Annotated in this window: 27 protein-coding genes and 1 tRNA gene; 11 read left to right on the forward strand and 17 right to left on the reverse strand. The window is 68.4% G+C overall.

The window, feature by feature from the left end; genetic code table 11:
* Positions 1 to 69 precede the first annotated feature (69 nt).
* Positions 70 to 145: transfer RNA gene (locus tag ACTIEW_RS04725), tRNA-Lys, on the reverse strand.
* 213 nt (positions 146 to 358) lie between these two features.
* Between ACTIEW_RS04725 and ACTIEW_RS04730 the strand changes: the two genes are divergently transcribed.
* Both ACTIEW_RS04730 and ACTIEW_RS04735 read left to right on the forward strand, forming a co-directional pair.
* A complete protein-coding gene (locus ACTIEW_RS04730) occupies positions 359 to 1,810 on the forward strand; it encodes an amino acid permease (protein WP_439476766.1) in 1,452 nt (483 codons plus the stop codon).
* Positions 1,810 to 2,163 (forward strand): Hpt domain-containing protein, encoded by a 354-nt coding sequence (locus ACTIEW_RS04735; RefSeq protein WP_439476767.1) that lies wholly within the window; start codon positions 1,810 to 1,812, stop codon positions 2,161 to 2,163. Before ACTIEW_RS04730 ends, ACTIEW_RS04735 begins: the two co-directional genes overlap by 1 nt.
* Here ACTIEW_RS04735 and ACTIEW_RS04740 read toward each other — a convergent pair.
* Genes ACTIEW_RS04740 through ACTIEW_RS04750 form a run of 3 tightly spaced genes read right to left on the reverse strand, consistent with a single transcriptional unit; the run spans position 2,160 to position 3,678 of the window.
* Positions 2,160 to 2,543: a DUF1330 domain-containing protein gene (locus tag ACTIEW_RS04740; RefSeq protein WP_439476768.1), complete on the reverse strand. Its 384-nt coding sequence runs from the start codon at positions 2,541 to 2,543 to the stop codon at positions 2,160 to 2,162. The genes ACTIEW_RS04735 and ACTIEW_RS04740 overlap by 4 nt on opposite strands.
* Positions 2,544 to 2,546: 3 nt before the next feature.
* On the reverse strand, positions 2,547 to 2,891 hold the full coding sequence (locus ACTIEW_RS04745; protein WP_439476769.1) for a chorismate mutase: 345 nt from the start codon (positions 2,889 to 2,891) through the stop codon (positions 2,547 to 2,549).
* Positions 2,863 to 3,678, reverse strand: a complete 816-nt coding sequence (locus tag ACTIEW_RS04750; protein WP_439476770.1) for a ferredoxin--NADP reductase — start codon at positions 3,676 to 3,678, stop codon at positions 2,863 to 2,865. Before ACTIEW_RS04750 ends, ACTIEW_RS04745 begins: the two co-directional genes overlap by 29 nt.
* A gap of 104 nt (positions 3,679 to 3,782) precedes the next feature.
* Here ACTIEW_RS04750 and ACTIEW_RS04755 point away from each other — a divergent pair, with 104 nt between their 5' ends.
* The 5 genes from ACTIEW_RS04755 to ACTIEW_RS04775 all read left to right on the forward strand — a co-directional run bounded on the left by ACTIEW_RS04755 (position 3,783) and on the right by ACTIEW_RS04775 (position 9,862).
* Positions 3,783 to 6,131: a DPP IV N-terminal domain-containing protein gene (locus ACTIEW_RS04755; RefSeq protein WP_439476771.1), complete on the forward strand. Its 2,349-nt coding sequence runs from the start codon at positions 3,783 to 3,785 to the stop codon at positions 6,129 to 6,131.
* A complete protein-coding gene (locus tag ACTIEW_RS04760; RefSeq protein WP_439476772.1) occupies positions 6,065 to 7,690 on the forward strand; it encodes an amidase in 1,626 nt (541 codons plus the stop codon). The genes ACTIEW_RS04755 and ACTIEW_RS04760 overlap by 67 nt, the downstream gene beginning before the upstream one ends.
* Before the next feature lie 17 nt (positions 7,691 to 7,707).
* Positions 7,708 to 8,184, forward strand: a complete 477-nt coding sequence (locus tag ACTIEW_RS04765) for a low affinity iron permease family protein (RefSeq protein WP_439476773.1) — start codon at positions 7,708 to 7,710, stop codon at positions 8,182 to 8,184.
* Positions 8,181 to 8,456: a SemiSWEET family sugar transporter gene (locus tag ACTIEW_RS04770; RefSeq protein WP_439476774.1), complete on the forward strand. Its 276-nt coding sequence runs from the start codon at positions 8,181 to 8,183 to the stop codon at positions 8,454 to 8,456. Before ACTIEW_RS04765 ends, ACTIEW_RS04770 begins: the two co-directional genes overlap by 4 nt.
* A 140-nt stretch (positions 8,457 to 8,596) precedes the next feature.
* Complete coding sequence (locus tag ACTIEW_RS04775) at positions 8,597 to 9,862, forward strand: tyrosinase family protein (protein WP_439476775.1); 1,266 nt, start codon at positions 8,597 to 8,599, stop codon at positions 9,860 to 9,862.
* Between the two features lie 4 nt (positions 9,863 to 9,866).
* On the opposite strand, the gene cysC is transcribed toward ACTIEW_RS04775, so the two are convergent.
* Positions 9,867 to 11,717, reverse strand: a complete 1,851-nt coding sequence (gene cysC, locus ACTIEW_RS04780) for an adenylyl-sulfate kinase (RefSeq protein ID WP_439476776.1) — start codon at positions 11,715 to 11,717, stop codon at positions 9,867 to 9,869.
* On the reverse strand, positions 11,717 to 12,622 hold the full coding sequence (gene cysD / locus ACTIEW_RS04785; protein ID WP_439476777.1) for a sulfate adenylyltransferase subunit CysD: 906 nt from the start codon (positions 12,620 to 12,622) through the stop codon (positions 11,717 to 11,719). The genes cysC and cysD overlap by 1 nt, the downstream gene beginning before the upstream one ends.
* A 167-nt stretch (positions 12,623 to 12,789) precedes the next feature.
* Between cysD and ACTIEW_RS04790 the strand changes: the two genes are divergently transcribed.
* Positions 12,790 to 13,014 (forward strand): hypothetical protein, encoded by a 225-nt coding sequence (locus ACTIEW_RS04790; protein WP_439476778.1) that lies wholly within the window; start codon positions 12,790 to 12,792, stop codon positions 13,012 to 13,014.
* Positions 13,015 to 13,148: 134 nt separating this feature from the next.
* Here ACTIEW_RS04790 and ACTIEW_RS04795 read toward each other — a convergent pair whose 3' ends face one another.
* Genes ACTIEW_RS04795 through ACTIEW_RS04835 form a run of 9 tightly spaced genes read right to left on the reverse strand, consistent with a single transcriptional unit; the run spans position 13,149 to position 22,023 of the window.
* Complete coding sequence (locus ACTIEW_RS04795; RefSeq protein ID WP_439476779.1) at positions 13,149 to 13,541, reverse strand: RidA family protein; 393 nt, start codon at positions 13,539 to 13,541, stop codon at positions 13,149 to 13,151.
* Positions 13,538 to 13,960 carry an acyl-CoA thioesterase gene (locus ACTIEW_RS04800; RefSeq protein ID WP_439476780.1) on the reverse strand — a complete coding sequence of 141 codons (423 nt, stop codon included), beginning with the start codon at positions 13,958 to 13,960 and terminating at the stop codon, positions 13,538 to 13,540. Before ACTIEW_RS04800 ends, ACTIEW_RS04795 begins: the two co-directional genes overlap by 4 nt.
* Positions 13,957 to 15,555 (reverse strand): AMP-binding protein, encoded by a 1,599-nt coding sequence (locus ACTIEW_RS04805; protein WP_439476781.1) that lies wholly within the window; start codon positions 15,553 to 15,555, stop codon positions 13,957 to 13,959. Before ACTIEW_RS04805 ends, ACTIEW_RS04800 begins: the two co-directional genes overlap by 4 nt.
* Positions 15,548 to 16,717 (reverse strand): acyl-CoA dehydrogenase family protein, encoded by a 1,170-nt coding sequence (locus tag ACTIEW_RS04810; RefSeq protein WP_439476782.1) that lies wholly within the window; start codon positions 16,715 to 16,717, stop codon positions 15,548 to 15,550. The genes ACTIEW_RS04805 and ACTIEW_RS04810 overlap by 8 nt, the downstream gene beginning before the upstream one ends.
* A gap of 3 nt (positions 16,718 to 16,720) precedes the next feature.
* Positions 16,721 to 17,533: an enoyl-CoA hydratase family protein gene (locus ACTIEW_RS04815; protein ID WP_439476783.1), complete on the reverse strand. Its 813-nt coding sequence runs from the start codon at positions 17,531 to 17,533 to the stop codon at positions 16,721 to 16,723.
* Positions 17,530 to 18,033 carry a MarR family winged helix-turn-helix transcriptional regulator gene (locus tag ACTIEW_RS04820; RefSeq protein WP_439476784.1) on the reverse strand — a complete coding sequence of 168 codons (504 nt, stop codon included), beginning with the start codon at positions 18,031 to 18,033 and terminating at the stop codon, positions 17,530 to 17,532. The genes ACTIEW_RS04815 and ACTIEW_RS04820 overlap by 4 nt, the downstream gene beginning before the upstream one ends.
* Positions 18,030 to 18,791, reverse strand: a complete 762-nt coding sequence (locus ACTIEW_RS04825; RefSeq protein WP_439476785.1) for an SDR family NAD(P)-dependent oxidoreductase — start codon at positions 18,789 to 18,791, stop codon at positions 18,030 to 18,032. Before ACTIEW_RS04825 ends, ACTIEW_RS04820 begins: the two co-directional genes overlap by 4 nt.
* Positions 18,788 to 21,085: a bifunctional salicylyl-CoA 5-hydroxylase/oxidoreductase gene (locus ACTIEW_RS04830; protein ID WP_439476786.1), complete on the reverse strand. Its 2,298-nt coding sequence runs from the start codon at positions 21,083 to 21,085 to the stop codon at positions 18,788 to 18,790. The genes ACTIEW_RS04825 and ACTIEW_RS04830 overlap by 4 nt, the downstream gene beginning before the upstream one ends.
* A gap of 38 nt (positions 21,086 to 21,123) precedes the next feature.
* A complete protein-coding gene (locus ACTIEW_RS04835; RefSeq protein WP_439476787.1) occupies positions 21,124 to 22,023 on the reverse strand; it encodes a LysR family transcriptional regulator in 900 nt (299 codons plus the stop codon).
* Between the two features lie 113 nt (positions 22,024 to 22,136).
* On the opposite strand from ACTIEW_RS04835, the gene ACTIEW_RS04840 reads away from it, so the two are divergent.
* Both ACTIEW_RS04840 and ACTIEW_RS04845 read left to right on the forward strand, forming a co-directional pair.
* Positions 22,137 to 22,325 (forward strand): hypothetical protein, encoded by a 189-nt coding sequence (locus tag ACTIEW_RS04840; protein ID WP_439476788.1) that lies wholly within the window; start codon positions 22,137 to 22,139, stop codon positions 22,323 to 22,325.
* Positions 22,326 to 22,339: 14 nt separating this feature from the next.
* Entirely contained in the window at positions 22,340 to 24,124 is a 1,785-nt protein-coding gene (locus ACTIEW_RS04845; protein ID WP_439476789.1) for a PHA/PHB synthase family protein, read from the forward strand.
* On the opposite strand, the gene ACTIEW_RS04850 is transcribed toward ACTIEW_RS04845, so the two are convergent.
* The gene (locus ACTIEW_RS04850) at positions 24,121 to 24,990 is read right to left on the reverse strand and encodes a TSUP family transporter (protein ID WP_439476790.1); all 870 of its coding nucleotides are present in this window, start codon (positions 24,988 to 24,990) and stop codon (positions 24,121 to 24,123) included. The genes ACTIEW_RS04845 and ACTIEW_RS04850 overlap by 4 nt on opposite strands.
* An 80-nt stretch (positions 24,991 to 25,070) precedes the next feature.
* On the opposite strand from ACTIEW_RS04850, the gene ACTIEW_RS04855 reads away from it, so the two are divergent.
* Complete coding sequence (locus ACTIEW_RS04855; protein WP_439476791.1) at positions 25,071 to 26,243, forward strand: M24 family metallopeptidase; 1,173 nt, start codon at positions 25,071 to 25,073, stop codon at positions 26,241 to 26,243.
* Here ACTIEW_RS04855 and ACTIEW_RS04860 read toward each other — a convergent pair.
* Positions 26,240 to 26,890 (reverse strand): GntR family transcriptional regulator, encoded by a 651-nt coding sequence (locus ACTIEW_RS04860; protein WP_439476792.1) that lies wholly within the window; start codon positions 26,888 to 26,890, stop codon positions 26,240 to 26,242. The two genes, ACTIEW_RS04855 and ACTIEW_RS04860, sit on opposite strands and share 4 nt — an antisense overlap.
* Position 26,891 lies beyond the last annotated feature (1 nt).

Consider the following 26,891-nt stretch of genomic DNA (forward strand, 5'->3'; position numbering starts at 1 on the left):
GGCGGGAAGTCCAGCGGGGGTGATCGCCCAAAGGTCGGGTGGCCGATCAATGCTGGGGGAAGATGACGATGGTGGGTGATGTAGGGTTCGAACCTACGACCCGCTGATTAAGAGTCAGCTGCTCTACCAACTGAGCTAATCACCCGGACCACTCGTCAGGCGGGGCCACGCAAGGCCCGTGCCGTTTCGCCCCGTGCCGGTCGAGGACCGGCTTCGGCGAGGGGCGTTCCTAATGGGAATGCCTCTCGCGCGCAAGGAGATTTCGGGCTCCGTTTCGGTTTGCCGCAGGACCGGCTAGGCTCGAGTCGGAATCAGCCGCGCCCCCACCTGGGCCAGAGCGGCGAGGGGGACGAACGACATGGCTTTCTGGAACCGCCGGCGCTCGATCGACGCCATGCTGGCCCCGCACGACGGTCCGGCGCTGAAGAAGACGCTGGGCTGGCCGCACCTGATGGCGCTGGGCGTCGGGGCCATCGTCGGCACCGGCATCCTGACCCTGATCGGGGTCGGGGCCGGGCTGGCAGGTCCGGCGGTGATGGTCAGTTTCGCGCTGGCGGGTCTGGTCTGCGCCTGCGCCGCCCTGGCCTATGCCGAGCTCTCGACGATGATGCCCGCGGCGGGCAGCGCCTATACCTATTCCTATGCCGTGCTGGGCGAGCTGATCGCCTGGATCGTCGGCTGGAGCCTGATCCTCGAATATTCGCTGGTCGTGTCGGCCGTGGCGGTGGGCTGGTCGGGGTATGCGACCGGATTCCTCGCCGGGATGGGCGTCGAACTGCCGGCCATGTTGGCGGCGGGACCGCACGTCGAGGGCGGGCTGATCAACCTGCCGGCGGTGTTCATCATCGCCGTGGTCACCGGCCTGCTGCTGCTGGGCACCCGCGAGAGCGCGACGCTGAACGCCATACTGGTGGTCATCAAGATCGTCGCCCTGATCGCCTTCGTGGCCATCGCCCTGCCGGCCTTCGACGCGGCCAACTTCACGCCCTTCATGCCCAACGGCTTCGGCTCTCCGGCCCTGCCGTTCGCGGAGCAGATCACCGGCCAGCCCGTGGTCCAGACCGGAGTCATGGCGGCGGCGGCGATCATCTTCTTCGCCTTCTACGGCTTCGACGCCATCTCGACGGCGGCGGAAGAGACCAAACGGCCCGAGCGCGATCTGGCCATCGGCATCGTCGGCTCGATGGTGGTCTGCACGGTCCTGTATCTGATCGTGGCGGCCGCCGCGATCGGCGCCCGGCCAGTGGCCACTTTCGCCGAAAGCCCCGAGCCACTGGCGCTGATCCTGCGTGAAATGGGTCAGGGCACGGCGGCGCAATGGATTGCGGTCTCGGCCGTGGTCGCCCTGCCAACCGTCCTGCTGGCCTTCCTGTTCGGCCAGAGCCGCATCTTCCTCGGCATGGCGCGCGACGGCCTGTTGCCGCGCAAGCTGGCCAGGGTGTCCTCGCGCGGCGTGCCGGCGGTGGTGACCATCTTCACCGCCATCGTGGTGGCGGGGCTGGCTGGCGTCATGCGGCTGGACGAACTGGCGTCGCTGGCCAACGCCGGGACGCTGGCGGCCTTCGCGGCGGTCGGGGTCTGTCTGATCGTCCTGCGCATCCGCGACCCGCACCGCCCGCGCGTGTTCAAGGCCCCGCTGTGGTGGCTGGTCGGAGCGATCACCATTGTCGGCTGCGTGATCTTCTTCTTCAGCCTGCGGCCCTCGACCCAGATGTGGTTCCTCTACTGGAACATCGCCGGACTGGTCGTCTATTTCGGCTGGTCGGCCTGGAACTCGCGGCTGGCCAAGGGTGAGGAGACCGCCGGCTGATGGCGCTGCGCGACCTGTCCGGCGCGGTCGACTTCACCGTGCTGGAGCGGATGACCGGCGGCGACGACGCGATCACCGAGGAGGTGTTGGGCCTGTTCGTCCAGCAGGCCGCCATGTGGTCGCCGCTGCTGGACGTCCGCGAGGACGGCTGGCGCGACGGCGTTCACACCCTGCGGGGGGCTGCGGCGGGCATAGGCGCCGGAAGGCTCGCGGCGGCCTGCCAGACAGCCGAGGCGGCGGACAAGGCCGAGGCCCCGCCGCTGCTGGACCGGGTGCGTGACGCACTGGAAACGGCTCTGGCCGACGTTGCGGCCTATCGGCACGAACTGATGCTGAGGTCGCTTCGGGGTTAGGGGGCGACTCCGTCCACGATATAGGCCCGTGACGTGGAAGCGGCCTGCCGGATCGGCAGGATCGCCTGGTATTCCGGGGAGGCCAGAAAGTTTGCCGCCGCCTGGTGTGAAGGAAACTCGACCACGACGATCCGGGCCGTCGGCGGTTCGCCGATCATGGGCGTAACCGCACCCGCGCGGACGATATAGCGACCGCCGAAGGCCTCCACCACGGCCGGAGCCTGCCGGACGTAGTCGGCATAGGCCGCTGGATCGGTGACGGTGATCTCATTGATGATATAGGCCTTGGCCGCCGCACTCGGGGCGGTCTGGGCCACTGCGGGCGCGCTGAAGGTCAGGAGCGCAAGAGCCGCGAGCGGCGCGATCAGGCGGCGGGTCATCTGTCAGCTCCGTGTCCGGTCGAACGCCTCGAACTCATGCGCGATACAGCGGTCGATGAGCAAGCGCCAGACCGGCTCGGCGATGGCCGGCGAAAGGCCGGCGGGACCGGCGGCGGCCAGCACCTTGGCGACCACGTCCTCGATGCGGGCGTCGTCATGCACGACCGAACGGTCCGGCTTGATGCGGGCGGCGGCGTCCATATAGCGCTGGCGCTCGGCCAGCAGACGGACGAGGGCGCGGTCGAGGGCGTCGACGCCCTGACGGACCTCGGCCATGGAGGCGCAGGCTTCCGGCGCCGTGCGCGGATCGATCGGGACGCTATCCGACAAAGGCGCGCTCCAGCACATAGTCGCCCGGTTCGGCGTTCGAGCCTTCCTTCATCCCGAAGGATTCGAGCAGTTCGCCCGTTTCCTTGATCATGGCCATGGAGCCGCAGAGCATCACCCGGTCGCGCTCGGGCGAGAAACCCGCGGGCAGGCCGAGGTCGGCGAACAGGGCGCCCGACTTGATGCGGTCGGTGATCCGGCCCGGCGATTCGAACGGCTCGCGGGTGACGGTGGGATAGTAGGTCAGCTGGGCCCGGGCCTCCTCGCCGATCAGGGGGTCGTCGTGGATGCCGGAGGTGAAGAAGTCGCGGTAGGTCAGGTCGGCGACATTGCGCACCGTGTGGCAGACCACGACATGGCCGAAGCGGCTGTAGGTGTCAGGGTCGCGCGCCACGCTGATCCAGGGCGCCAGGCCGGTGCCCGTCCCGATCAGCCACAGACGCTCGCCGCCGGTCAGGGCGTCCAGCACAAGGGTGCCGGTCGGCTTCTTGCCCATCAGCACGGTGTCGCCCGGCTGGATCTTCTGCAGGCGTGAGGTCAGGGGGCCGTCGGGGACCTTGATCGACAGGAACTCCAGCTGTTCGTCCCAGGCCGGGCTGGCGATGGAATAGGCGCGCAGGATCGGCTTTCCCCCGTCTTCGCCCGGGAGGCCGATCATCACGAACTCGCCGGAGCGGAAACGGAAATCCTCGGGGCGGGCGATGGCGAAGCTGAACAGCTGGTCCGTCCAGTGGCGCACCCACAGCACTTCCAGTTCATGGAAGGCGGAGGCTTTCGCGGGCGGGAAGGCGGCGGCGACGTCGGTCATTGCGGGCTTATTAGGGGGTGTGGGGGCGGGGGGGAAGCCGTGCGGGTGTCGCGTTTGCCGCAAGGGGGATGACGACGCCGGAATCTCCCTCTAGCGTCACCGCCATGCGCAGCAATCTCCTCGCCTCCACCCTGTTTCTCGCGGCGCTGTCGCCCTTCACCGCCGCAATGGCGCAAAGTTCAGGCGGGGCGCCGGACCCGGCGATCCTGACGCCCGAGCGGGTATTCGCCAATCCGTCGCTGGCCGGGCCGGTGGCGCGGGGCGTCAGCTTGTCGCCCGACGGCGAATTGGTGGCCTTCCTGCGCTCCCGAGAGGACGACGTCGACGTGCTGGACCTGTGGGCCGCGCCGACGGGCGAGGGCGAGCCTTTCAAACTGATCGACGCCCGGGCGCTGGTCCCCGACGCCGGCGAACTGTCCGAGGCCGAGAAGGCGCGGCGCGAGCGGATGCGGATCAGCCAGCGCGGCGTGGTCGAATATTCCTGGGACCAGCAGGGGCGCTACATCCTCGCGCCGTTGGAGGGCGACATCTTCCTAGCCGAACGGGCCGGCGGGGCGGTGCGCCGTTTGACCGAGACCGAGGCCGACGAGATCGACGCCAAGGTCTCGCCGCAGGGCAATTTCGTCTCTTTCGTGCGCGAGCAGGACCTCGTCGTTCTGGACCTGAACGGAAACCGCGAAACGGCGGTGACGACCGACGGCGACGGGCTGATCACCTGGGCCACGGCCGAGTTCATCGCCCAGGAGGAGATGAACCGCGACACCGGCTACTGGTGGAGCCCCGACGAGCGCTACATCGCCCTCCAGCGCACCGACGAGTCGACGGTCGATATCATCCCGCGGCTTGACATCACCGGCGGCGGAGCCCGTGTGATCGAGCAGCGCTATCCGCGCGCAGGACGGCCCAATGCGGTGGTCGAACTGTTCGTCCATGACCGCGAAAGCGGACGCCGGACCCAGGTCGATCTGGGCGAGAACCGCGACATCTATCTGGCCCGCGTGGACTGGTCCGCCGACGGCCGCACCCTCTATGTCCAGCGCCAGTCGCGCGATCAAAAGACGCTGGACCTGCTCAGCGTCGATCCCGCGACGGGCGCGTCGCGCGTGATACTGACGCGCACCTCGGACGCCTGGGTGCCGCTGACCGACGACTTCAAGCCGCTGGACGACGGTCGCTTCATCTGGTCGTCGGAAGAGACCGGCTGGAGGCACCTGTACCTCTATGAGCGTGACGGGACCCTGGTCCGGCCGATCACCCATGGCCCGTGGCCGGTGAAGAGCCTGAACGGCGTCAATCAGCAGACCGGCGAAGTCTTCTTCACCGCCTCATTCGGCTATGCCCAGAGGCCCGAGGGCGTCACCGGCGGCCACAGCGCCTGTCCCCTGCCCGGCGGCCGGGTGACGATGTGCGCTGTCCAGGGCGAGCGGCCCATCATCCAACGACTATGGCGCGCCTCGCTCAACGAACTGCGACAGGCCACGCCGGTGACGAGCGACGGCGGCTGGTGGTCGGCCTCGATGAACCGGACCGGCACCGCGTTCGTCGGCAACTACTCCGACCTGGACACGCCGCCGCAATCTGGCCTGTACCGCGCCGACGGGACGTTCGTGCGCTGGATCGAGGAGAACCGGCTCGATGAGGATCACCCCTTCTGGCCCTACGCCGCGCGGCGGCAGACGCCGACGTTCGGCACGCTGGACAGTCATGGGGAGATGCTGGTCTGGCAGATGACCACGCCGCCGGGCTTCGATCCGTCGCGGCAGTATCCGGTGGTCATGCAGGTTTATGGCGGACCGTCGGGCGGCGGGGTCAAACAGGGCTGGCAGGGCGCCTCAAATCAACTGTTGACCGAGGCCGGATATATCGTCTTCCGCCTCGACAATCGCGGCGAAGGCGACCGTTCGGCGGCGTTCAAACAGGCCCTCTATCTGCGTATGGGTCAGCCTGAGATCGAAGATCAGGTGTTGGCCGCGAACTATCTGAGATCACTGCCCTATGTGGCTGATGACCGCATCGCCATGATGGGCTGGTCCTACGGCGGATTCATGAGCCTGATGGCCCTGACCGAGCCGGACATGGGCCTGGCCTCGGCCATCGCGGGCGCTCCGCCTACGGAGTGGAGCCTGTACGACACCCACTACACCGAACGCTACATGTCGACGCCCGAGTTGAACGCGGCGGGCTACGCCGCCTCGGACGCCATACCGCGCCTGCCCAACCTGACCGGCCGTCTGCTGCTGATGCACGGCATGGCCGACGACAACGTCATCCTCGAGAACTCCACGCGGGTCATCGACGCGCTGCAGGCCTCGTCCATTCCCTTCGAACTCATGCTCTACCCCGGCCAGCGCCACGGCGTCCGGGGCAATGAAAGGCAGCTGCAGCAATGGCGAACCTACCTCGACTTCCTGGATCGCACGATTGGTTCACGGGCGCCCGCCGCGCAGGACTGATCGCGGGGGCGGTTGCGGCCTTCTCTCTTTCGGCCTGCGCCACGCCCAATGATGATGGAAGCTGGACCCTTACCGGTGAGGACGGCGGAAGAATATTCCAACCGCCGACCGCCGCAGCGGTCGTGGACGGGCATTTCCCCGGGTCGACCGCCGTCGAGGGCTCTCTGGCGCTGATCGCCAGCATCGACCATGTCGGGCCCCAGCCCTTCAACGCCGTGATCGCGGTGACCCCCGCCCTGCTGGGAGACGGGGAGCCGCCAATCCCTTCGGGCGGACTTCGCGGTCTGCCGGTCCTGCTCAAGGACAACATCGAGACCGCTGACATGCCGACGACCGCCGGGTCGCTGGCGCTGGAGAACAATGCGCCCGGTCGCGATGCGCCCCTGGTCACCCGACTGCGCCGGGCCGGCGCCACCATCCTCGGCAAGGCCAACCTGTCCGAATGGGCCAACATCCGGTCGTCCAACTCGATCAGCGGCTGGAGCGCCGTCGGCGGACAGGCGCTGAACCCCTATGACCCGGCGCGCACCCCCTGCGGCTCGTCTGCCGGCAGCGCGGTGGCCGTCGCCATCGGCCTGGCGCCCGCCGCTATCGGCACCGAGACCGACGGCTCGATCACCTGCCCGGCCTCGGTCAACGGCGTGGTCGGGTTCAAGCCGACCGTGGGGCTGGTCAGCCGCACCCATATCGTGCCCATCGCCCATTCTCAGGACACCGCCGGGCCGATCACCACCACGGTCGAGGATGCGGCCATCGTGCTGTCGGCCATCGCGGGTTCCGACCCGCTGGACCCGGCCACGGCCGAGGCCGATTCGCGCAAGGTCGATTATCGCGCGGCGCTGGACGCGAGTTCGCTGCAAGGCGCCCGGCTCGGCGTGATGCGCTTCCTCGTCTCCAACTATTCCGCCGAGGCCCAGGCCGAGTTCGAGCGGGCGCTGACCAATCTGCGCGCGGCGGGGGCCGAGATCGTCGAGATCACCGAGGCGCCCGCAGACTTCCGCCAGATCGGCGGCTGGGAGCTGACTGTGCTGCTGACCGAGCTCAAGCACGACCTGAACCTCTATCTGGCCTCGACCGATCCAGAGCAGGTGCGGACGCGGACCTTGGCCGACGTCATCGCTTTCAACGCCGCCGAGCCGCGCGAGACAGTGCTGTTCGGACAGGAGCTGTTCGAACGGGCCGAGGCGACCGGTGGGCTGGACGACCCGGCCTATGTCGAGGCGCGAGCCCGCTCGTTCCAGGCATCGGGGCCGGACGGCATCGACCGGATGATGGCCGACAACAGCGTCATCGCCCTGATCGCTCCGACCACCTCGCGGGCCTGGACTAATGACCCCGACGACGACGACCGGTCGCAGGGCTCGGCCAGCCGGCTGGCGGCGGTGGCCGGCTATCCGCACCTGACTGTGCCGATGGGCTTCGACCGCGGCATGCCGGTGGGCCTCAGCTTCATCGGCGGCAAATGGGACGACGCCCGCATCCTGTCGCTGGGCCACGCCTATGAACAGAGGACGCACGAGCGGCGGCCGCCGCCGCCGCCCGTGCAACCTTCGTCCTGACGGACGGTTGAGGCGCGATGGAAAAGCAGTTCGTCAAATTCGCGACGGCGACCGCCAAGGTGGCAGGCAAGCCCTGGACCTTCATCGGCTGTCTGGCGATCGTGCTGGTCTGGGCGGCGACCGGTCCGATCTTCAAATTCAGCGAGGCCTGGCAGCTGGTGATCAACACCGGCACGACCATCATCACCTTCCTGATGGTCTTCCTGATCCAGAACACCCAGAACCGCGACGGTGCGGCGATGCAGGCCAAGCTGGATGAGTTGCTCCATGCGGTGAGCGCCGCCGACGAGCGGTTCATCGGGATCGAACACCTGACCGAGAAGGATCTCGCCAAAATCCTGGCGGAGGTCGAGGCCCGCGCCCAGCGCCTGCACGGCGACGACCAGATGCCGGTCGTCGCGACCCGGGCCGAAGACCTGTCGGTGGCGGCGGGCAGCGCCGCCGGAAAGCCGGCTGCGAAGAAGGCGCCCCGCCGGCGCAAGGCGTCCGCATGAGCGATCTGGCCGCCACTATCGTCGGCACGGCCGCAGCCCTGTGTTCGATCACCAGTTTCGCGCCACAGATGATCAAGATCTGGAGGGAGCGCGACGCCTCGTCCGTATCGCTGAAGACCTATTCGCTCACAGTGATCTGCTTCGTGCTCTGGACGACCTACGGCGTGCTGACCGGCGCCTGGCCGATCATCGTCGCCAATGCCTGCGCCCTGGTCATGGCCGCCGGCGTACTGGCGATGAAGTGGCGGTTCGACGGTCCACGGTCAGCCTGAGCCCGCGAACCGCCGACAACCTGCGGGCGATGCCGATGGACAGGGCGGCGAGGTTCTGAAAGCCTAACGCCATTCTGAAGGCGGGGGCCTGACCGATGTTGCTGAACCGAAGAGGCGCGCTGGCGGGTGCGGGCGGTCTGATGACCGCTCTGGCGACAGGCGAGGCCTGGGCGCAGGACGCACGGCGCGTCCGCAGGGCGGCATCCTCCCTGAGCTCCGCCGACACCGACATCCTGGCGTTCGCCGAAGGCGTCAAGATCATGAAGCGCCGCTCGGATTCCCTGTCGTGGGAAGCCCAGAACCGGCTCCACGCCCAGCGCGCCGAGCACGGCAACTGGCGGTTCCTGCCCTGGCACCGGCTGCAGGTGGCCCATCTGGAGCGGATCATCGCCCAGGTGACGGGGCATTCAAACTTCGCCATGCCGTATTGGGACTGGCAGGTGGACCGCTTCCTGCCGCCGTGGGTGCTGGATCCGACATCACCCCTCTATGAACGTGAGCGCGATCCGGCGGCCGAGACCCTCGACTTCCAGAAAGCCCGCTTCGCGCAGAGCCGCGACGTGGCGCGCGTATCGGCCGACAATTTCGACGCCTTCTGCGGTCGCGAGCGGGCGGCCGGCCGGGTCGAGGCGTATGGCCACAACATCATCCACATGCTGGTCGGCGGCCTGATGGGAAGCACCCGGACGGCGGCTCTGGACCCGGTCTTCTGGCTGCACCATTGCAATGTCGACCGGGTCTGGGCGACCTGGCACCAGAAGAACGGCGACCTGTCCTATCCCCGGCCGTGGAAGGACGTCTCAATGTCGGGCTTCACGGGTCCCGACGGCCGGCAGACGGGACGCTGGGTCGCGTCGCGCATCACCACCACGCGCAGCCTGGGCTATCGTTATGACAGCCTCTATGCGCCGCTGGTCTTCGCTCTGCCGCCGGGCGCGCTGAGCGGCCCACCTGTGTCGACCAGCGAGGTCTCGGTAAGGGTCGACGCCGACACGAGTGACGGCTCCGTCCGCCTGGAACTGCCCGCCGAGATCGTGCGTCTCCTGCGCGAGGCGCCGGGTCGGGTGACAATCGAGGGGACAGGGGTCGTCGCCTATGAACGGTCTGAAAACCTGACCGGCCGGGCCATCGCCACCAGCGTGTTCGCCGAAAAGGGTCGGGTCGATCTGGGCGTATCCCCGACTTTCGTGCATTTCGGCATGGGCGAAGCGGGCGACCATGCCGGGCACGACGACTACGCCCATGTCTTCACCTTCGACAGCGCCGTCGTCGAACTGGCGCGGCTGACCACCGGGCCGCTCGCGATCGTGTCCACGGCCCATGACCTGCGACCGGAAGAGCAACGACCGCCGGTGCGGGCGGTGTCGCTGGAGACGACCTTGACGGTGACGGAATACGCCGCCTGAGGCCTCAGGCCGGCCGTCCGGCCGCTTGGGCCGCATGGACGAGGGCGATGATCCGGTCGGCCGCCTCATCCGCCGAGCAGGCGGCGGCGTCGATCCGCAGTTCGGGCGCTTGCGGCGCCTCATAGGGGCTGCCGATGCCCGTGAAATGGCTCAGCTGGCCCGCCCGCGCCTTGGCGTAGAGACCCTTGACGTCGCGCTCCTCCGCGACCTCCAGGGGGACGTCGACGAAGATCTCGACGAACTCGCCTGGCTCCATCCGCTCACGCGCCATCCGCCGTTCCTCGCGGAAGGGCGAGATGAACGACACCAGTACGATCAAGCCTGCGTCCGTCATCAGCCGCGCCACCTCGGCCACGCGGCGGATGTTCTCGACCCGGTCGGCGTCAGTGAAGCCGAGGTCGCGGTTCAGGCCGTGACGGACGTTGTCGCCGTCCAGCAGCACCGAATGCAGGCCCTCGGCGAGCAGCCGCTGCTCGACGCGGTTGGCGATGGTCGACTTGCCGGCGCCGGACAGGCCGGTGAACCACAGGACAAGCGGTGCCTGGCGCTTGAGAGCGGCGCGGTCGCTGCGACTGACGGTCAGAGCCTGCGGATGGATGTTCGCCGCACGGCGCAGGGCGAAGCGGATCATGCCGGCGCCGGCGGTCTCGTTGGTCATCCGGTCGATCAGGATGAAGCCCCCCAGGTCGCGGCTGATGGCATAGGGCTCGAAGGCGACGGGAGTATCGAGCGCCAGGGTGCAAAGTCCGATGTCGTTCAGGCTGAGGGTCGGCGCCGCCAGCAGCTCTCCGGTATCCACATTGACCTTGTGCCGCAGGTCGCTGATCCGCGCCGCGACCGTCTCCACGCCCAGTTTGAGCCAGTAGGATCGACCGGGCAGCAGCGGACGATCGGACATCCAGACCAGGTGGGCCTCGAACTGGTCTGCGACCTCGGGCGGTGCGCCGGCGGCGGCGATCAGGTTGCCACGTGAGACGTCCACTTCCGGGGTCAAGGTCAGTGTCACGGACAGGCCAGTCGGGGCCTCGTCAAGATCACCGTCCATAGTAACGATGCGGTCGATGGCGGCGCTGACGCCCGACGGCAGGATGCGGACGGCATCGCCCGGACGCGCCGTGCCGGCGACGATCCTGCCCGCGAAGCCGCGGAAGTCCGCGTTAGGGCGGCTAACGCCCTGAACGGTCATGCGCAGCGGGCCGGGCGCGTTCTCAGCCAAACCGACCGTCCGCAGATGCGCCATCAGTCCGGGGCCATTGTACCAGGGCGTCAGGTCGTCCGCTGTCGAGACATTCCCTCCCGTCAGGGCGCAGGTCGGAATGGGTGTCACGTCCGTAAGGTCGATCTGGTCGGCGAAGGCGCGGTAGTCGTCGACGATGGCCTCGAACCGGTCCTGCGACCCCTCGACCAGATCCATCTTGTTGACCGCCAGCACGACCCGGCGGACGCCGAGCAGGGCCAGAAGCCGGCTGTGCCGGCGCGTCTGGGTCAGCACGCCCTTTCGCGCATCGACCAGGACGATGGCCAGGTCCGCCGTCGAGGCAGCGGTGACCATGTTGCGCGTGTACTGCTCATGGCCCGGGGTATCGGCCAGGACGAAGCGGCGCTCGCCGATGTCGAAGAAGCGGTAGGCGATATCGATGGTGATGCCCTGCTCGCGCTCGGCTGAAAGGCCGTCGACGAGGAAGGACAGGTCCGGCGCGCCATCGAGATCGGGCAGGGCCGCGATCTGGTCGGAGGGGATGGCGCCGGCATCATAGAGCAGGCGGCCGATCAGGGTGGACTTGCCGTCGTCAACCGAGCCGCAGGTGATCAGGCGGACGATTTGCTTCGGGCCGGGGTCATTCAGCGCCGCCATCAGAAATAGCCCTCGCGCTTCTTCCGCTCCATCGAGGCCGACGGATCGTGGTCGATCGCCCTGCCTTGCCGTTCGGACACCGAGGCCTCCCGGACCTCCCGCACAACGGCCTCCAGCGTGCCGGCGTCACTGTCGACGGCGGCGGTCAGGGGCCAGCAGCCGAGGGTGCGGAACCGGACCCGGCGCATCCGCGCTGCCTCGCCCGCTCGCAGCGGCATGCGGTCATCGTCCAGCATCAGCAGGGCGCCGTCGCGCTCGATCACCGGCCTTTCGGCGGCGAAATAGAGCGAGGGTAGGGCGATGTTTTCGCGCTGGATATAACGCCAGACGTCGAGCTCGATCCAGTTCGACAGGGGGAAGACCCGCACCGACTCTCCGGCGTTCAGGCGGGTGTTGTAGAGGTTCCAGAGCTCGGGTCGCTGGCGCTTGGGGTCCCAGCCGTGCGCCGCCGTGCGAACCGAGACGATCCGCTCCTTGGCCCGGCTCTTCTCTTCGTCGCGGCGTGCGCCGCCGAAGGCCGCGTCGAAATGACCCTCGTCCAGCGCCTGTTTCAGGCCCTGGGTCTTCCACAAATCGGTATGGACATTCGCCCCGTGATCGAACGGGTTGATCCTGTCCGCTTCGGCCTCGGGATTGCGATGAACCAGCAGCCGCATCCCTGCCGATGCCGCGGCCTCGTCCCGGAAGGCGTACATCTCGCGGAATTTCCACATCGTATCGATGTGCAGCAGCGGGAAGGGCGGCGGGGCCGGGAAGAAGGCCTTGCGCGCGAGGTGCAGCAGAACCGCCGAGTCCTTGCCGCCCGAGAACAGCAGCACGGGCCGTTCGCACTCGGCGACGACCTCCCGGAAGATGTAAATGGCCTCGGCCTCGAGTCGGCCGAGAACGTCGTCGTGCAGCCGCATGGTCCGCCCTGTCGCCCAGACCTACCAGTGACCGCCGAATCGTCCGGCGCCAAGTCTGCCGGCTGAGTAGGGTTCGGCGGCGGGAGCTGGACCATCTCGACGGAAAAAGCGGGGAACCGCCTCTCCATAAGACGGTTGTATCGCCTGACACACCAAGGAGCTGACTTATGAAGAAGACGATTGCTGCCGTTCTGGTCGGGGGGATGCTTGTCGCAACCCAAGCCATGGCAACGACCCAAGCCACGGCTCGCGTCGCCGATCGGGTGGGCGCGCAAGCAGACGAAGCCAGCGAATTCGGGGGCTCACTGTCACCCGCGCTGATTTTCTTTGCTGTGACCGTCGCGTCCTTCGCGCTGATCACCACGGTCAACGACGACAGCGAAAGCGACTGAGCGGACGGGTTGTCACTGACGACCAACGATCAGGAAGTTCTCAGGCGTGCGGCTTCCGGTCGCGCGCCTGAGACATTTTTGGTGCCGAATTCGAATTAGCCCGCTTGGCGTAAGCGTCGGCACCATCGCCCCGCTCAGCCCACAACCGCCGTGGTCTCGATCTCAATCCGTGCGGCGTCCTCGATCAGGCCTTTCACCTCGACTACGGCCATGGCTGGATAGTGAGAGCCGATCAGTTCTCGCCAGACCGCCCCGATGTCGCGCAGGGCGGCGAGGTATTCAGTCTTGTCGATGACGTACCAGGTCATGCGAACGATGTGTTCCGGACCAGCCCCTGCTTCGGACAGGACAGCGAGGGTGTTCTCGATGGTCTGCCGGAACTGGCCGGAGAAGCCCGTCTCGACAAACACCCCTTCGGGCGTCCAGCCGATCTGGCCAGCTACGAATACCGTGCGACCGGTCGCCTCGATGCCGTTGGAATAGCCCTTGGGCCGGGGCCAGCCTTGGGGCAGCAGGGCACGGTTCATTCGGGCATCTCCACGTAGGGGGCGATGAGGGCGCGCAAGGTTTCGGGCCACGTCTCGGATTTCAGCGATGCGCCGACATAGACGATGGTCTGGGTCGCCTCGAAGCGTAGCTGCCCGCCTGAACTGATACGATGGCGCAGGCCGCAGGAGGCGCCGCCCAGTCTGGTTACGGTCAGGGCGAAGGTCAGTTCGTCCTCCAGCCGCGAGGGGACGATGAAGCGGGCCTCGACGGCGGCGGTGGGCACGCTGACGCGACGGTTGACGTGCAGTTCGCGGAACGAGGCCTGCAGCGGCCCGGCGAACCAGTCTTCGACCACGCCGTTCAGCATCTCGAAATAGCGCGGGAAGAAGACGATGCCCGCGGCGTCGCAGTCGGCGAAGCGGACTCGTCGTTCGGTAGTGAAGACCTGGCCGCTCATGCGCCCGCCTTCAGCCGGAAACGCTGCAGCTTGCCGGTCTGGGTCTTGGGCAGGGCGTCCACGAAATCGAGGGCGCGGGGGTATTTGTAGGGGGCGATGACGCCCTTCACATGGTCCTGCAGCGCGTTTCTCAGAGGGTCGGAGGCGGCGTGGTCGGGGTTCAGGACCACGAAGGCCTTCACGATCTGGCCGCGCTCGGAATCGGGGACGCCGATCACCGCGGCCTCGGCCACGGCGGGATGGCGCAGCAGCGCGTTCTCCACCTCGGGCGCGCCGATATTGTAGCCGGAGGAGACGATCATGTCGTCGGAGCGGGCGACGAACCAGAAATAGCCATTCTCATCGAGCCGATAGACGTCGCCGGTCAGATTCCAGCCGTCCTGCACATAGGCCGCCTGCCGGTCGTCATCGAGATAGCGGCAGCCGGTCGGGCCGCGCACCGCGAGACGTCCGGTCTCGCCGGCCGGGAGGGTGCGGCCGTTCGCGTCGATGATCCGGGCTTCGTAGCCGGGCACGGCCTTGCCGGTGGCGCCCGGACGGATGGCGTCGCCTGAGGCGGAGATGAAGATGTGGATCATCTCTGTCGAGCCGATGCCGTCGATGATGCGGACGCCGGTAGCTTCATGCCAAGCGTCGGAGCTGGCGGCGGGCAGGGTCTCTCCGGCCGAGACGCAGGTGCGCAGGCTCGACAGGTCGCGTTCGCCGGTCAGCTTCAGCAAGGCTCTGTAGCCCGTGGGGGCGGTGAACAGGGCCGTGGCGCGGCGGCGTTCGACCGTCTCGGCCAGGGCGTCGAAGCCCGGGCGGGGAGCAAAGGCGGTCGCGGCGCCGACGGCGGCCGGGAAGACCACCAGCCCGCCCAGGCCGAAGGTGAAGGCGATCGGCGGGGTGCCGACGACGATGTCGTCCTTCGTCAGGCCGACGACGTGCCGTCCGAAGGTGTCGGCCATGGCGAGGATGTCGCGATGGAAGTGGACGCAGCCCTTCGGCTTGCCCGTGGTGCCCGAGGTGAAGGCGATCAGGGCGGGGTCGTCCGCGGCCGTGTCGACGGCGTCGAAGCCGCCCGGTTTGGCCTGGGCGGCGGCCTGAAGGGCGGCGGAGTCCATGACGCGGGTCAGCGACGGGGCGGCTGCGCTCGCTTCCGCAACGACGTCTCCGAACATAGCGTAGACGAGGGCGTGGCTGATCCGGGCCTTGTCGATCACGGTCGCCAGTTCGGCGGCCCGGAGCATCGGCATGGTGGCCACGACCACGCCGCCGGCCTTCAGGATCGCGAACCACGCCATCACGGTCCATGAGGAGTTCGGGCCGTGCAGCAGCACGCGATTGCCAGGGACCAGCCCCATGTCCTCGACGAGAACCCGCGCCATTCGGGCAGAGATGGCATCGACCCGGCTCCACGAAAACTCGTGGTCGAAGTCGATGAGCGCCCGGGCGTCGGGACCGGCGGCGGCAAGCGCGCGGCGCAGCAGTTCGGCGGCCGCGTTCAACCGCTCGGGATAGGCCAGCTCGGGCAGGCTGAAGATCAGGTCGGGCTGCTGTGCAGACGGCGGCAGATGGTCCCGCACGAACCGGTCGATGTGGGAGGTTTCACCCATGGGCGCCTCCCGCCATGGCCGCCAGCGCCTGCCGGGCGATGACGATCTTCTGCACCTCCGACGCGCCCTCGTAGATGCGCAGGGCGCGGATCTCGCGATACAGCCTCTCGACCGGGTGGCCCGAGACGACGCCGAGACCGCCGAACAGCTGGACCGCCGCGTCGATGACCGCCTGGGCCTCGTCTGTGGCGTAGAGCTTGGCCATGGCGGCCTCGCGGGTGACGCGCGGCGCGCCCTGATCCTTGAGCCATGCGGCGCGGTAGATCAGCAGGGCCGAAGCGTCGATCTTCAACGCCATCTCGGCCAGCGAGGCCTGCACCAGCTGCAGGTCGCTCATAGGCGCGCCGAACAGGTTGCGGGCCGTGGCGCGCGTCGCGGCTTCGTCGAAGGCGCGGCGCGAGAAGCCGAGGGCGGCCGCGGCGACGGTCGAGCGGAACACGTCCAGCGTGGCCATGGCGATGCGGAAGCCCTCGCCGGGCGCGCCGAGGATGCGGTCGCCGGCGATGCGGCAGGAGGTGAAGCGGATCGTGGCCAGCGGGTGCGGCGCCATCAGGGGGATGCGTTCGACGACCTCGAAGCCGGGCGTATCGGCATCGACGACGAAGGCGCCGAGCCCTTTCGCCCCGCCCTCTCCGGTGCGGGCGAAGACGACATAGCGGTCAGCGAGGCCGCCGTTGGAGATGAAGGTCTTGGTTCCATCCAACAACCAGCCGTCGCCGTCGGGGCGGGCGGTGGTCGACAGGGCGGCGACGTCGGAACCGGCGTCGGGTTCGGACAGGGCGAAGGCGGCGATGGTCTGACCCGAGGCCACGCCCGGGAGCCAGCGGGCCTTCTGCTCGTCCGTGCCGAACAGGCTGATCGGGCCGGAGCCGAGGCCCTGCATGGCGAAGACGAAGTCGGCCAGGCCGGAACGGCGAGCAAGGGTCTCGCGCGTCAGGCAGAGGGTGCGCACGTCCAGCTTTCCGTTCGCGTCGGGCACGGCGTTGTTCAGCCAGCCGCCTTCGGCCAGCGCTTTCAGGATCGTCCGGCAGTCGCCGTCGAGGTCGTGGTCGCCGTGGAGGCCCATGGCCTCGGTCCGGTCGACCCAGGCGTCCAGCTCAGCGGCGAAGGCGCGGTGGCGGTCGTCGAAGAAGGGCCAGTCGAGGAAGGTGCGGTCCGCCATGACTCAGTTTCCCTCGAACACCGGCTCGCGCTTGGCTGCAAAGGCCTCGTAAGCGCGGCGGAAGTCGTTGGTTTTCATACAGATGGCCTGCGCCTGGGCCTCGGACTCGATGGCGGCGTCGAGGCTCATGTCCCATTCGACGTTGAGCTGGTTCTTGGTGACGCCATGAGCGAAGGTCGGGCCCTTCGCCAGCGACTGCGCCAGCTCGCGGGCAGTGTTCATCAGGGTGTCGGGTTCGACGAGGCGATTGTGGAAGCCCCAGCGCTCGCCCTCGTCGGCGGTCATGACCCGGCCGGTGAAGAGCAGCTCCGAGGCCCGGCCCTGACCGATCTGGCGGGGCAGGATGGCGCAGGCGCCCATGTCGCAGCCGGCGAGGCCGACGCGGGTAAAGAGGAAGGCGGTCTTCGTCCGCGGCGTGGCGATGCGCAGGTCCGAGGCCATGGCCATGATGGCGCCGGCCCCGACGCAGACGCCGTCCAAAGCTGCGATGATCGGCTGCGGGCAGCTGCGCATGGCCTTGACGAGATCGCCAGTCATGCGGGTGAACTCCAGGAGTTGGGGCATCGCCATCCGGGTCAGAGGGCCGATGATCTCGTGCACGTCGCCGCCGGAGGAGAAATTGCCGCCGGCGCCGGTGACGACGACGACCTTGCAGTCGGTGGCGTGGATCAGGGCGCGGAACAGGTCGCGCATCTCGGCATAGGACTCGAACGTCAGCGGATTCTTCCGCTCGGGCCGGTCCAGCGTCAGGGTCGCAACCCCATCGTCGTCGACCGACCACAGGAAATGGGCCGCCTTGTAGTCGCGCGCCTTCATCCGTTCAGCTCCTCGTGAGTGGTGGCGTGAAGCGACCGCTTGGTGCGCTCCAGCAAAGCGGTCAGATCATCGGCCTCGGTTTCGGTGAGTCCCGCGAACAGGGCCTCGATCCAGCGCTCGTGCGCGGCGGCCATGACGGCGAACCGTGTCTTGCCCGCCGCAGTCAGACGGACCCGCTGCACCCGGCGGTCGGCGCCGGCCATGGGCTGGATCAGGCCGTCAGCCTTCAGGCGCGCGGCCAGGCCGGTGACATTGCCGTTCGACACCATCAGCCGGTCCGCGGCCTCGCCCATGGTCAGGCCGTCTTCGCCCGCGCGGTCCAGCGCCGACAGCATGTCGAACCGGGGCAGGGTGGTGTCGAACTCGTCGCGGAGCCTTTGCGACACGCGTTGTTCGATGGTGGTGGAACAGGTCAGTAGCCGCAGCCAGAGGCGGAGCGAGCGCTTGCCGTCCGGGGCGCCGCCCAGCCTGTCCGGCAGCGAGGCGACGGCGGGGCTCACAGCTCGCCGCCCGAGACAGGCACCGCCGCGCCGTTGACGCCCGAGGCGCCGTCGCCGCAAAGCCAGACGACGGTCATCGCCACCTCGTCCGGGGTGATCAGCCGGCCCTGCGGATTGGAGGCGGCCAGAGCGGCGCGGGCCTCGTCCTCGCTACGGCCGGTCTTTCCGACGAGGACCTCGACCGAACGCGCGACCAGATCGGTCTCGGTGAAGCCGGGGCAGACGGCGTTGACGGTGACGCCCTTGGCGGCGACCTCCAGCGCCAGGGCGCGGGTCAGGCCGACGAGGCCGTGCTTGGCCGCGACATAGGCGGAGACATAGGCGTAGCCCTTCAGACCGGCGGTCGAGGCGACGTTGACGATGCGGCCCCAACGGCGCGTCAGCATGCCGGGCAACACCAGCCGCGCGGCCTCGGCGGGGGCCTCGAGATTGAGGGCCAGCATGGCGCGGAAGGCATGGGCGTCGGTCTTGAGGAAGGGGGCCGAGGTCGCGGCGCCGGCGTTGTTGACCAGAATATCGATCGGGCCGAACCGGTCGCGGCCCGCTTCGATGGCGGCGGCCAGCATGTCGGGGTCGGTGACGTCGGCGGGGGCGGCGAAGGCGAGGTCGCCGATGCGGTCGGCGGTCTCGGCCAACCGGCCGATGTGGCGTCCGATCAGGGTGACCTGACAGCCGGCCTCAGCCAACCGTTCGGCTGTGGCCCGCCCGATGCCGGAACCGGCGCCGGTGACCACCGCATGATGTCCGGTCAGACTCATACCGGTCCCGCCTGCTGCTGCCGTTCGAGGTTGCGGGCAAGCTGTGAGAAACCCGCGAGATACTGGACCGGCGGCTGGATCCCGCGCCAGCCCAGTTCGGCGGCGGCGCGGAGGCTCCAGTTCGGATCGGCCAGATGCGGCCGGGCGAGGGCGCACAGATCGGCGCGCCCGGCGGCGAGGATGCTGTTGACGTGGTCGGTCTCGTAGATGTTGCCGACGGCCATGGTGGCCACGCCCGCCTCATTGCGGATGCGGTCGCTGAACGGGGTCTGGAACATCCGGCCGTAGACAGGTTTCGCCTGCTCCGAGGTCTGGCCGGCGGAGACGTCGATCAGGTCGCAGCCGGCCCCGGCGAAGGCGCGGGCGATGGCCACAGACTCCTCCGGCGTGGCGCTGTCCTCGACCCAGTCGGTGGCGGACAGGCGGACCGACATTGGCTTTTCTTCAGGCCAGACGGCGCGCATGGCGGCGAAGACCTCGAGCGGGAAGCGTAGCCGGTTCTCCAGCGAGTCGCCGTAGTCGTCGGTGCGGTGGTTGGAGATCGGAGTCAGGAAGGACGACAGCAGATAGCCGTGGGCGCAGTGCAGCTCGGCCATGTCGAAGCCGGCCTCGTCGGCCCACCGGGCGGCGCGGACGAAGTCGTCGCGGACGCGGTCCATGTCGGCGCGGGTCATTTCGCGCGGAATCTGGTCTTCGTCCGACCACGGAATGGGGGAGGGGGCGATCAGGGGCCAGCCGTCCTCGAGCGGCTGATCGGCGCGCGGACCCCACGGGCGTTCGACCGAACCCTTGCGGCCGGCATGGGCCAGCTGGATGGCGATGCGGGATCCCTGGGTGTGGACGAAGTCGACGATCCGCTTCCAGGTGTCGCGGTGCTCGGGCCGGTACATCCCGGCGCAGCCGGGCGTGATGCGGGCGTCGGCGGAGACGTCGGTCATCTCGGTGAAGACCAGTCCCGCCCCGCCCAGCGCCCGACCGCCGAGATGGACGAGGTGGAAGTCGCCGACCAGTCCGTCCTCGGCCGAATACATGCACATCGGCGAGACGACGACGCGGTTGGGCACGGTCAGGCCGCGCAGGCGCAGGGGCGCGAACATTGGCGGCGGCGGTTCCGGCGAGGGCGGCGCGCCCGCAGCGTCGGCGAACCAGCGCTCGACGCCGGTGAGGAAGGCGCGGTCGCGAAGGCGCAGGTTCTCGTGGCTGACGCGCTGGCTACGGGTCAGCAGGCTGTAGGCGAATTGCAGCGGTTCAAGCCCGACGTAGCGGTCGACCGTCTCGAACCATTCGGTGGAGTTGCGGGCCGCGCTCTGCAGCTTGAGCACCTCGACCCGGCGCTCGGCCTCATAGGCGGCGAGGGCAGCGTCGAGGTCGCCGCCGTCGATTAAGGCTTCGGCGAGGCGGATGGCGTCCTCGAACGCCAGCTTGGTGCCGGAGCCGATGGAGAAGTGGGCCGTGTGGGCGGCGTCGCCCAGCAGCACCACCTTGCCGTCGCGCCAATTGGAACAGGCGACGCGCGGGAAGTTCAGCCAGGCCGAGCCGCGCAGGTGTTTGGCGTTGCTCATCAGGGCGTGGCCGCCCAGCCAGTCAGCGAAGAGGGCCTCGGCGGCGCGACAGGTCTGGTCCTGATCGAGGCGATCGAAGCCGAGGCCGCGCCAGGTCGCCTCGGTGCATTCGACGATGAAGGTCGAGGCGCCCGGTTCGAACTGGTAGGCGTGGGCCCAGATCCAGCCGTGAGGCGTCTCAACGAAGGCGAAGGTGAAGGCGTCGAACGACTGTTTCGTGCCCAGCCAGATGTATTTGTTGGTCCGTACGTCGATATCGACGCCGAAGACCTCGGGGTGATCGTTGCGGACCCGGCTGTTCAGCCCGTCGGCGGCCACGACGACGTCAGCGTCCAGCGCGCGGATGTCAGCGACCTCGCTCTGGAACCGCAGGTCGATGCCGAGCGACCTAGCGCGCTCGTGCAGGATGGTGAGCAGTCGCTGACGTCCGATGCCCGCGAAACCGTGGCCCCCGGAACGGATCGTCTGGCCGTGGATATGGACGTCGATGTCGTCCCAATGGACGAAGGCGGCCTCGATGACAGCCGCGGTCTCCGGATCATTGGCCTTAAGATTGGCCAGGGTCTGGTCGGAAAAGACCACGCCCCAGCCGAAGGTGTCGTCCGGGCGGTTGCGCTCGTGGACCACAACGGACAGCGACGGATCGCGCAGCTTCAGGGAAATCGCGAGGTACAGGCCGCCCGGCCCGGCTCCCACGACGGCGATGCTTCTGACAGCTTGATCCGACGACATATTTTAAGCTTGAAACAATCTGGCGCGGAAGTCCAGCGTCAGCCGCCGGTGAACATGGCTCGGTCCGCCCTGACCGCCTCGACGATCATCGCCGTCACCGCCCGGATGCGGGCCAGGGGCTTGAGGTCGGCGTGGGTGACCAGCCACAGGCTGCGGTCCAGATGCACGGCGTCAGGCAGGACACACCGCAATCCGGTCTCACGCGCGGCGATGAAGTCAGGCAGGACGCACAGGCCGGCGCCGGCGAGCGCCGCCTGAAGCTGGGCGATCAGGTTGGAGCTCTGCAGGGCGACATGGATGTCGACATCGGGCGCCTGCATATAGTCGAGCTCGGGCGCATAGAGCAGGTCGCCGATGTAGCCGATGAAGCGCTGACCGGCCATGTCGGCGCGGGTGCGGATCGGCGGGCGGACGTCGAGATAGGCGGGGGCCGCGTAGAGGCTGAGCCCGTAGTCGGTCAGCTTACGCGAGATCAGCCGGCCCTCGCGCGGCGCGCTGAGGGTCACGGCGATGTCGGCCTCGCGCTTGGACAGGCTCAGCACGCCCGAAATGGCCACCAGCTGGATATCCAGTCCGGGATGCCGATCCGCCAGCCTCGCCATCAGTGGCGCAAGGACATAGCTGCCGAACCCCTCGGGCGCGCCGATCCGGACCGTGCCGGTCAGGGCCTGGTCCGCCTCACCCAGTTCGCTGGCCGCCTGCAGGGTCAGGCTTTCGATCTTCTCCGCCGTCGGCATCAACCGTTCGCCATGGGGAGTCAGGGTGTAGCCTTGGGGGCTGCGGTCGAACAGGCGGGCGCCCAGTCCGTCCTCCAGCGCCGCGATGCGTCGCGCCACGGTCGTGTGGTCCATGCCCGTCCGCGCCGCGGCCGTGGTCAGCCGCCCGGTGCGGGCCACGGCCAGAAAGGCGCGCAGGTCGTTCCAGTTGAAATCGGCCACCGTCCGCTCCTGTGCAAAAACGCACAACGATTGCGCAAATCTTGGCATCGTCAAGACAGAAAAGCCATGACATACCGCCGCCATCCGAACGTCTCCGTTCCGAGGACACCGTCATGGCTTTCGACTCCGCCGCCTATACGCCCGCCATCCGGACCGCTATTCCCACGCCGACAGTCGCGCTGATCGACGCGTTCGACGCTCCCTGCCCGACCTGGGCGGCCGAGAACCCGGACCGCGCCCTGGCGTTGCTGTTCGTGGCCCCGCGCGACTGCGCGGCCGTGGATGTCCTCGTCTCGCTGTAAGCGGAAAGCCTGCCATGACCGTTTCCCCGCCGCCGGTTCCCCAGCTGCCCGATCCGACCGTTGTGGCCGAGACCCTGACCACCCTGATGCAGAACGCCGCCGCCGCGGTGCGTACGACCATGGCCCAGGCCGCCACGCCCCAGGCGCTGCCTTATGACCCGGCGACGCTGACGCGGGCGATGATCGACTTCAACACCGCGGTGATGACCCAGCCCGTGGCCCTGTTCGAAGCCCAGGCGAAGAACTGGAACGACTGGACCGCCCTGTGGCGCACCATGGGCGAGCGGGCCATGGGCCAGGAGGCCGCCCCCGTCGCGGCCCCCGCCAAGGGCGACCGCCGCTTCTCGGACCCGGCGTGGAGCGACGAGCCGGTCTATGACTATCTGAAACAGGCCTATCTGCTGGCCGCGCGCCAGCTGCAGGATTTCGTCGCCGCCGCCCCGGTCGATGACGCCACCCGCGCCCAGGTCGACTTCGCCAGCCGGCAGATGATGAACGCCCTGGCGCCGAGCAATTTCGCCCATACCAATCCGCAGGTCGCCCGCCGAACCATCGAGAGCGGCGGCCTGAATCTGATGACCGGCCTGTCGAACCTGCTGGAGGACGTCGGCAAGGGTCAGGGTCTGGTCAGTCGCCGTGCGCCGAACGATTTCGAACTGGGCGTCAACGTCGCCGCCACGCCGGGCGCGGTGGTCTTCAGGAACGACCTGATGGAGCTGATCCAGTATGCGGCGACGACCGACAAGGTCTATCGCCGTCCGCTGCTGTTCGTGCCGCCTCTGGTCAACAAATACTACCTGTTCGACCTCACGCCGAAGGCCAGCTATCTGAAATGGCTGGTGGATCAGGGCCACACGGTCTTCGTCATCTCCTGGGCCAACCCGGACGAGAGCCACGCCGACAACGGCATGGAGGCCTATGTGAAGGACGGCGTGGTGGCCGCCCTGGACGCCGTCGAGGCGGCCACGGGCGAGGCGGACGCGGATCTGGTCTCCTACTGCCTCGGCGGCACACTGTCGGCCATGACGCTGGCCTATCTCGCCGCGACGGGCGGCGCAGAGCGCGTCGCCTCGGCGACCCTGATCGCGACCCTGGTTGACTTCGGCGACATGGGCGAATGGTCGGTGTTCACCGGCGAGGACGACCTGAAGGCCTTTGACCGCTATCTGGACGACAAGGGGTATGTCGAGGCGCACGATCTGACCAAGCTGTTCTCGGCCGTTCGGGCCAACGACCTGATCTGGTCGTCGGTGGTGAACCACTATCTGCTCGGCGACGAGGCCCGCGCCTCGGACCTGCTGTGGTGGTTCGACGACGGGTCGCGCATCCCGGCGCGGATGCTCAAGGAATACGGCCGCCAGATCCTGCGCGGCAACCAGCTCAAGGACGGCGGGGTCGCGATCGACGGCGTGACGCTGGATCTCAAGGCCATCGAGACCCCGGTCATGATCGTGGCGCTCAAGGACGACCACGTCTCGGCGTGGAAGAACACCTACGCCGGGCGTCAGTATTTCGGCGGACCGACGCGGTTCCTGCTGGGCGGATCGGGCCACAACGCCGGCATGATCAACCCGCCGACCGCCAACAAGCACGGCTACTGGACCAACGACGAGGCCCCCTCCGATGCCGAAGCTTGGCTGGCCGGCGCGGAGCAGAAGACCGGCTCGTGGTGGCCCGAATGGCAGGGCTGGCTCGACGCCGCCTCGGTTGACGACAAGGTCAAGGCCCGCAAGGTCGGTTCGGGCAAGCTCAAGGCCGGGGCCGCCGCTCCGGGCGACTACGTTCGCGTTCGCCACTAGGTCTTCGGGACGTCCCCTTTGGTCGCCGCCCGCAACAGCAGGGCGGCGGCATAGAGAACCACGACCACGACGGCCCAGCGCAGCGGCTCGATCGGCATTTCCTTGACCACGAAGGCGGCGACCAGAACGGCCGGGATGCCGCCGAGGGCGATTCCGATGACGATCCGCAGGTCGATGCGTTCCGCGTGGATGTAGCGGAAGCCGGTGGTCGGCATCAGGAAGGCGCAGGCGCTGGCCATGACCGGAAAGGCCAGGCGCGGGTCCAGCCCCAGCAGGCTGAGCAGGATCAGGGAAGGGGCGTAGAGGCCGATGCCGAAGGCCATCAGCATCCCCATGACGAAATGGGCCGCGACGGCGATCCAGAGCAGGCGGGGCTCCAGCGCCGTGGCGGTTCCGCCGATCGGCATCAGGTCCAGATTGCTCATGGCGTAGAGGGCCGCGGCGATCAGCAGGGCGACTCCGACAATTCCCTGCACCACGCGCACCGGGGCCCGGACCATCAGCGGCGCCCCGACCACGGCGCCTGCCACCGCCGCGACGATGCAGGTCACCAGCAGCATGGGGTCGACGTGGACGCCCAGCAGCACCAGGAATACGGCTGACTGCACCATGGTGGGCAGGGCATGACCCACGTTCAGGGTCGCGGGGATGAAGCTGTCGGGCGTCATCTTGCGGAACCGTAGCCATGCGGTCGTCGGGGCGAATGAGCCGATGCCCAGGGTGTCGAAGAAATTGGCGACGGCGCCGAGGACGATGGACTCGAGCCCGGGCGCGCCGGTCCCGCGCTTCAGCGCCGCCCGTCCCAGCACAACGACGAAGGCCGTCGCCAGCAAGGCCAGCGCTGTCAGCAAAATTGTCAGGACCAAGGTCTTCCCCCCTTGTCGTTCGATAGCCAACTGAGCACGATCGTATACGATACTCAATCCAGTGACGTTCGGAGCGGGCCATGGTCAGCGTTTCAACATCGAGCCCGGCTCCCATCGGCGCAGCCGAGCGGCAGACGCGTCTGGCGGACCTGCGGCGCGGCATGGAGGCCGCGGGGGTCGAGACGCTGCTGCTCGGCTCGACCTCAAGTCTGCGCTACTTCACCGGGATCGACTGGTACGCCTCCGAACGCCTGCTGGGCGCCCTGGTCCATGCTTCGGGTGGGCTGGACTACATCACGCCGCGCTTCGAGCTGGAGAAGGTCGAGGGGCTGATCACCCTCCCGGGGGAGGTCCTGACCTGGGAGGAGGACGAGAGTCCGTGGCGGCTGGTCGCCGACCGGATCGGGACCGCGGGTCGGATGGCGGTCGACGAGCGGATGGCGCTGGCCATGTATCGCAGCCTGCGCGCCGAGATCGACGACGCGCGCCTCGCCGACGCCGACCCGCTGATCCATCCGCTGCGGAGTCGGAAATCGCCCGCCGAGATCGCCCTGATGCGTCATGCCAAGGCCATCACGATCGAGGTCCACCGCCGCGCCCACGGCCAGCTTCACGCCGGCCAGCGCGCCTCGGAAGTGGTCCGCTTCATCGACGATCAGCATCGGACGCTGGGCGGATCGGGCAATTCCTTCTGCATCGTCTCCTTCGGCGAGGACACATCCCTGCCGCACGGCGGGGAGGGCGACCGGGCCCTGGCCTCCGGTGATGTGGTGCTGATCGACACCGGCACACGGATCGACGGCTACAGCTCGGACATCACCCGGACGTATGTGTTCAGCGACGCGAGCCCGGATGTGCGGCGCGTCTGGGACGCCGAGAAGCGGGCCCAGGCCGCGGCCTTCGCCGCCGCCCGGCCCGGCGTGGCCTGCGAGGCCGTCGACGCGGCGGCGCGGCGGTCGCTGGAGGCCGACGGCTTTGGCCCAGGCTACGATCTGCCCGGCCTCCCACACCGCACCGGCCACGGCATCGGCCTCGACATCCACGAGGGCCCCTATCTGGTGAAGGGCGACTCGACGCCGCTGGCGACGGGGATGTGTTTCTCAAACGAGCCGATGATCGTCGTGCCGGGCCGTTTCGGCGTGCGGCTGGAAGACCATTTCCATATGACCGACGCCGGCCCGGAGTGGTTCACCCAACCCCAGCACAGCCTCGACGAGCCGTTCGCAGACGTCCCGGTCTGGCCCGCCGGCTAGACGTCGGGCAACTGGGCCCGCAGGTCGACCAGGGTCGCCCGGATGTGCGCCCGGGCCTCGCGACGCACGACTTCGGTTCGCCGGTCCAGCCAGGCGTGCAGCAAGGTCTCGTGCTCAAGGCTCGCGCGGTCGAGCCGGCGGTGCTCGCCCAGATGCACCCGCACATAGCGTTCCGACAGGGCCAGCAGCCGATCGACGGTCTCGATCGTGACCCCGCGCCCGGACGGCCGCACCAGCGCCAGATGGAACTCGCGGTTGCGCCGGCCGACGTCGGCCAGGCCGTTCCGCAGGGTGGCGTCCAGCGCGGTGAAGGCTAAACGCGCGGCCTCGCGCGCGGCATGGTCGGCCTCAACGGCGCCCAGAACGCAGGCGTTCGGTTCGATGCGCAGACGCAGGTCGAAGACATCCTCGGCGTCGGCGCGCGACAGAGGGCGGACGATGTAGCCACGGTTGGGGTAGGAGACCACCAATCCGTCGCTTTCCAGTCGCGCCAGGGCCTCGCGCAGGGGGATTTTGCTGACCCCCAGCTCCAGCGCAAGGGCGTCCTGACGGATGGGCGTATCAGCGGGCAGGCGGCCGGACAGGATGCGCTCGCGGGCCTCGGCGAAGACTTGATCCGGCAGGAGGCGCGGGGCGCGGATCCTCATG

This window comes from Brevundimonas sp. (genome assembly GCF_051860745.1).
Lineage (GTDB): Bacteria > Pseudomonadota > Alphaproteobacteria > Caulobacterales > Caulobacteraceae > Brevundimonas.

Bases quoted from the DNA above. Each gene is read 5' to 3' on its own strand.
- ACTIEW_RS04730 (WP_439476766.1), top strand. From the start codon at position 359: ATGGCTTTCTGGAACCGCCGGCGCTCGATCGACGCCATGCTGGCCCCG.
- ACTIEW_RS04735 (WP_439476767.1), top strand. From the start codon at position 1,810: ATGGCGCTGCGCGACCTGTCCGGCGCGGTCGACTTCACCGTGCTGGAG.
- ACTIEW_RS04740 (WP_439476768.1), bottom strand. From the start codon at position 2,543: ATGACCCGCCGCCTGATCGCGCCGCTCGCGGCTCTTGCGCTCCTGACC.
- ACTIEW_RS04745 (WP_439476769.1), bottom strand. From the start codon at position 2,891: ATGTGCTGGAGCGCGCCTTTGTCGGATAGCGTCCCGATCGATCCGCGC.
- ACTIEW_RS04750 (WP_439476770.1), bottom strand. From the start codon at position 3,678: ATGACCGACGTCGCCGCCGCCTTCCCGCCCGCGAAAGCCTCCGCCTTC.
- ACTIEW_RS04755 (WP_439476771.1), top strand. From the start codon at position 3,783: ATGCGCAGCAATCTCCTCGCCTCCACCCTGTTTCTCGCGGCGCTGTCG.
- ACTIEW_RS04760 (WP_439476772.1), top strand. From the start codon at position 6,065: ATGGCGAACCTACCTCGACTTCCTGGATCGCACGATTGGTTCACGGGC.
- ACTIEW_RS04765 (WP_439476773.1), top strand. From the start codon at position 7,708: ATGGAAAAGCAGTTCGTCAAATTCGCGACGGCGACCGCCAAGGTGGCA.
- ACTIEW_RS04770 (WP_439476774.1), top strand. From the start codon at position 8,181: ATGAGCGATCTGGCCGCCACTATCGTCGGCACGGCCGCAGCCCTGTGT.
- ACTIEW_RS04775 (WP_439476775.1), top strand. From the start codon at position 8,597: ATGACCGCTCTGGCGACAGGCGAGGCCTGGGCGCAGGACGCACGGCGC.
- cysC (WP_439476776.1), bottom strand. From the start codon at position 11,717: ATGGCGGCGCTGAATGACCCCGGCCCGAAGCAAATCGTCCGCCTGATC.
- cysD (WP_439476777.1), bottom strand. From the start codon at position 12,622: ATGCGGCTGCACGACGACGTTCTCGGCCGACTCGAGGCCGAGGCCATT.
- ACTIEW_RS04790 (WP_439476778.1), top strand. From the start codon at position 12,790: ATGAAGAAGACGATTGCTGCCGTTCTGGTCGGGGGGATGCTTGTCGCA.
- ACTIEW_RS04795 (WP_439476779.1), bottom strand. From the start codon at position 13,541: ATGAACCGTGCCCTGCTGCCCCAAGGCTGGCCCCGGCCCAAGGGCTAT.
- ACTIEW_RS04800 (WP_439476780.1), bottom strand. From the start codon at position 13,960: ATGAGCGGCCAGGTCTTCACTACCGAACGACGAGTCCGCTTCGCCGAC.
- ACTIEW_RS04805 (WP_439476781.1), bottom strand. From the start codon at position 15,555: ATGGGTGAAACCTCCCACATCGACCGGTTCGTGCGGGACCATCTGCCG.
- ACTIEW_RS04810 (WP_439476782.1), bottom strand. From the start codon at position 16,717: ATGGCGGACCGCACCTTCCTCGACTGGCCCTTCTTCGACGACCGCCAC.
- ACTIEW_RS04815 (WP_439476783.1), bottom strand. From the start codon at position 17,533: ATGAAGGCGCGCGACTACAAGGCGGCCCATTTCCTGTGGTCGGTCGAC.
- ACTIEW_RS04825 (WP_439476785.1), bottom strand. From the start codon at position 18,791: ATGAGTCTGACCGGACATCATGCGGTGGTCACCGGCGCCGGTTCCGGC.
- ACTIEW_RS04830 (WP_439476786.1), bottom strand. From the start codon at position 21,085: ATGTCGTCGGATCAAGCTGTCAGAAGCATCGCCGTCGTGGGAGCCGGG.
- ACTIEW_RS04840 (WP_439476788.1), top strand. From the start codon at position 22,137: ATGGCTTTCGACTCCGCCGCCTATACGCCCGCCATCCGGACCGCTATT.
- ACTIEW_RS04845 (WP_439476789.1), top strand. From the start codon at position 22,340: ATGACCGTTTCCCCGCCGCCGGTTCCCCAGCTGCCCGATCCGACCGTT.
- ACTIEW_RS04855 (WP_439476791.1), top strand. From the start codon at position 25,071: ATGGTCAGCGTTTCAACATCGAGCCCGGCTCCCATCGGCGCAGCCGAG.
- ACTIEW_RS04860 (WP_439476792.1), bottom strand. From the start codon at position 26,890: ATGAGGATCCGCGCCCCGCGCCTCCTGCCGGATCAAGTCTTCGCCGAG.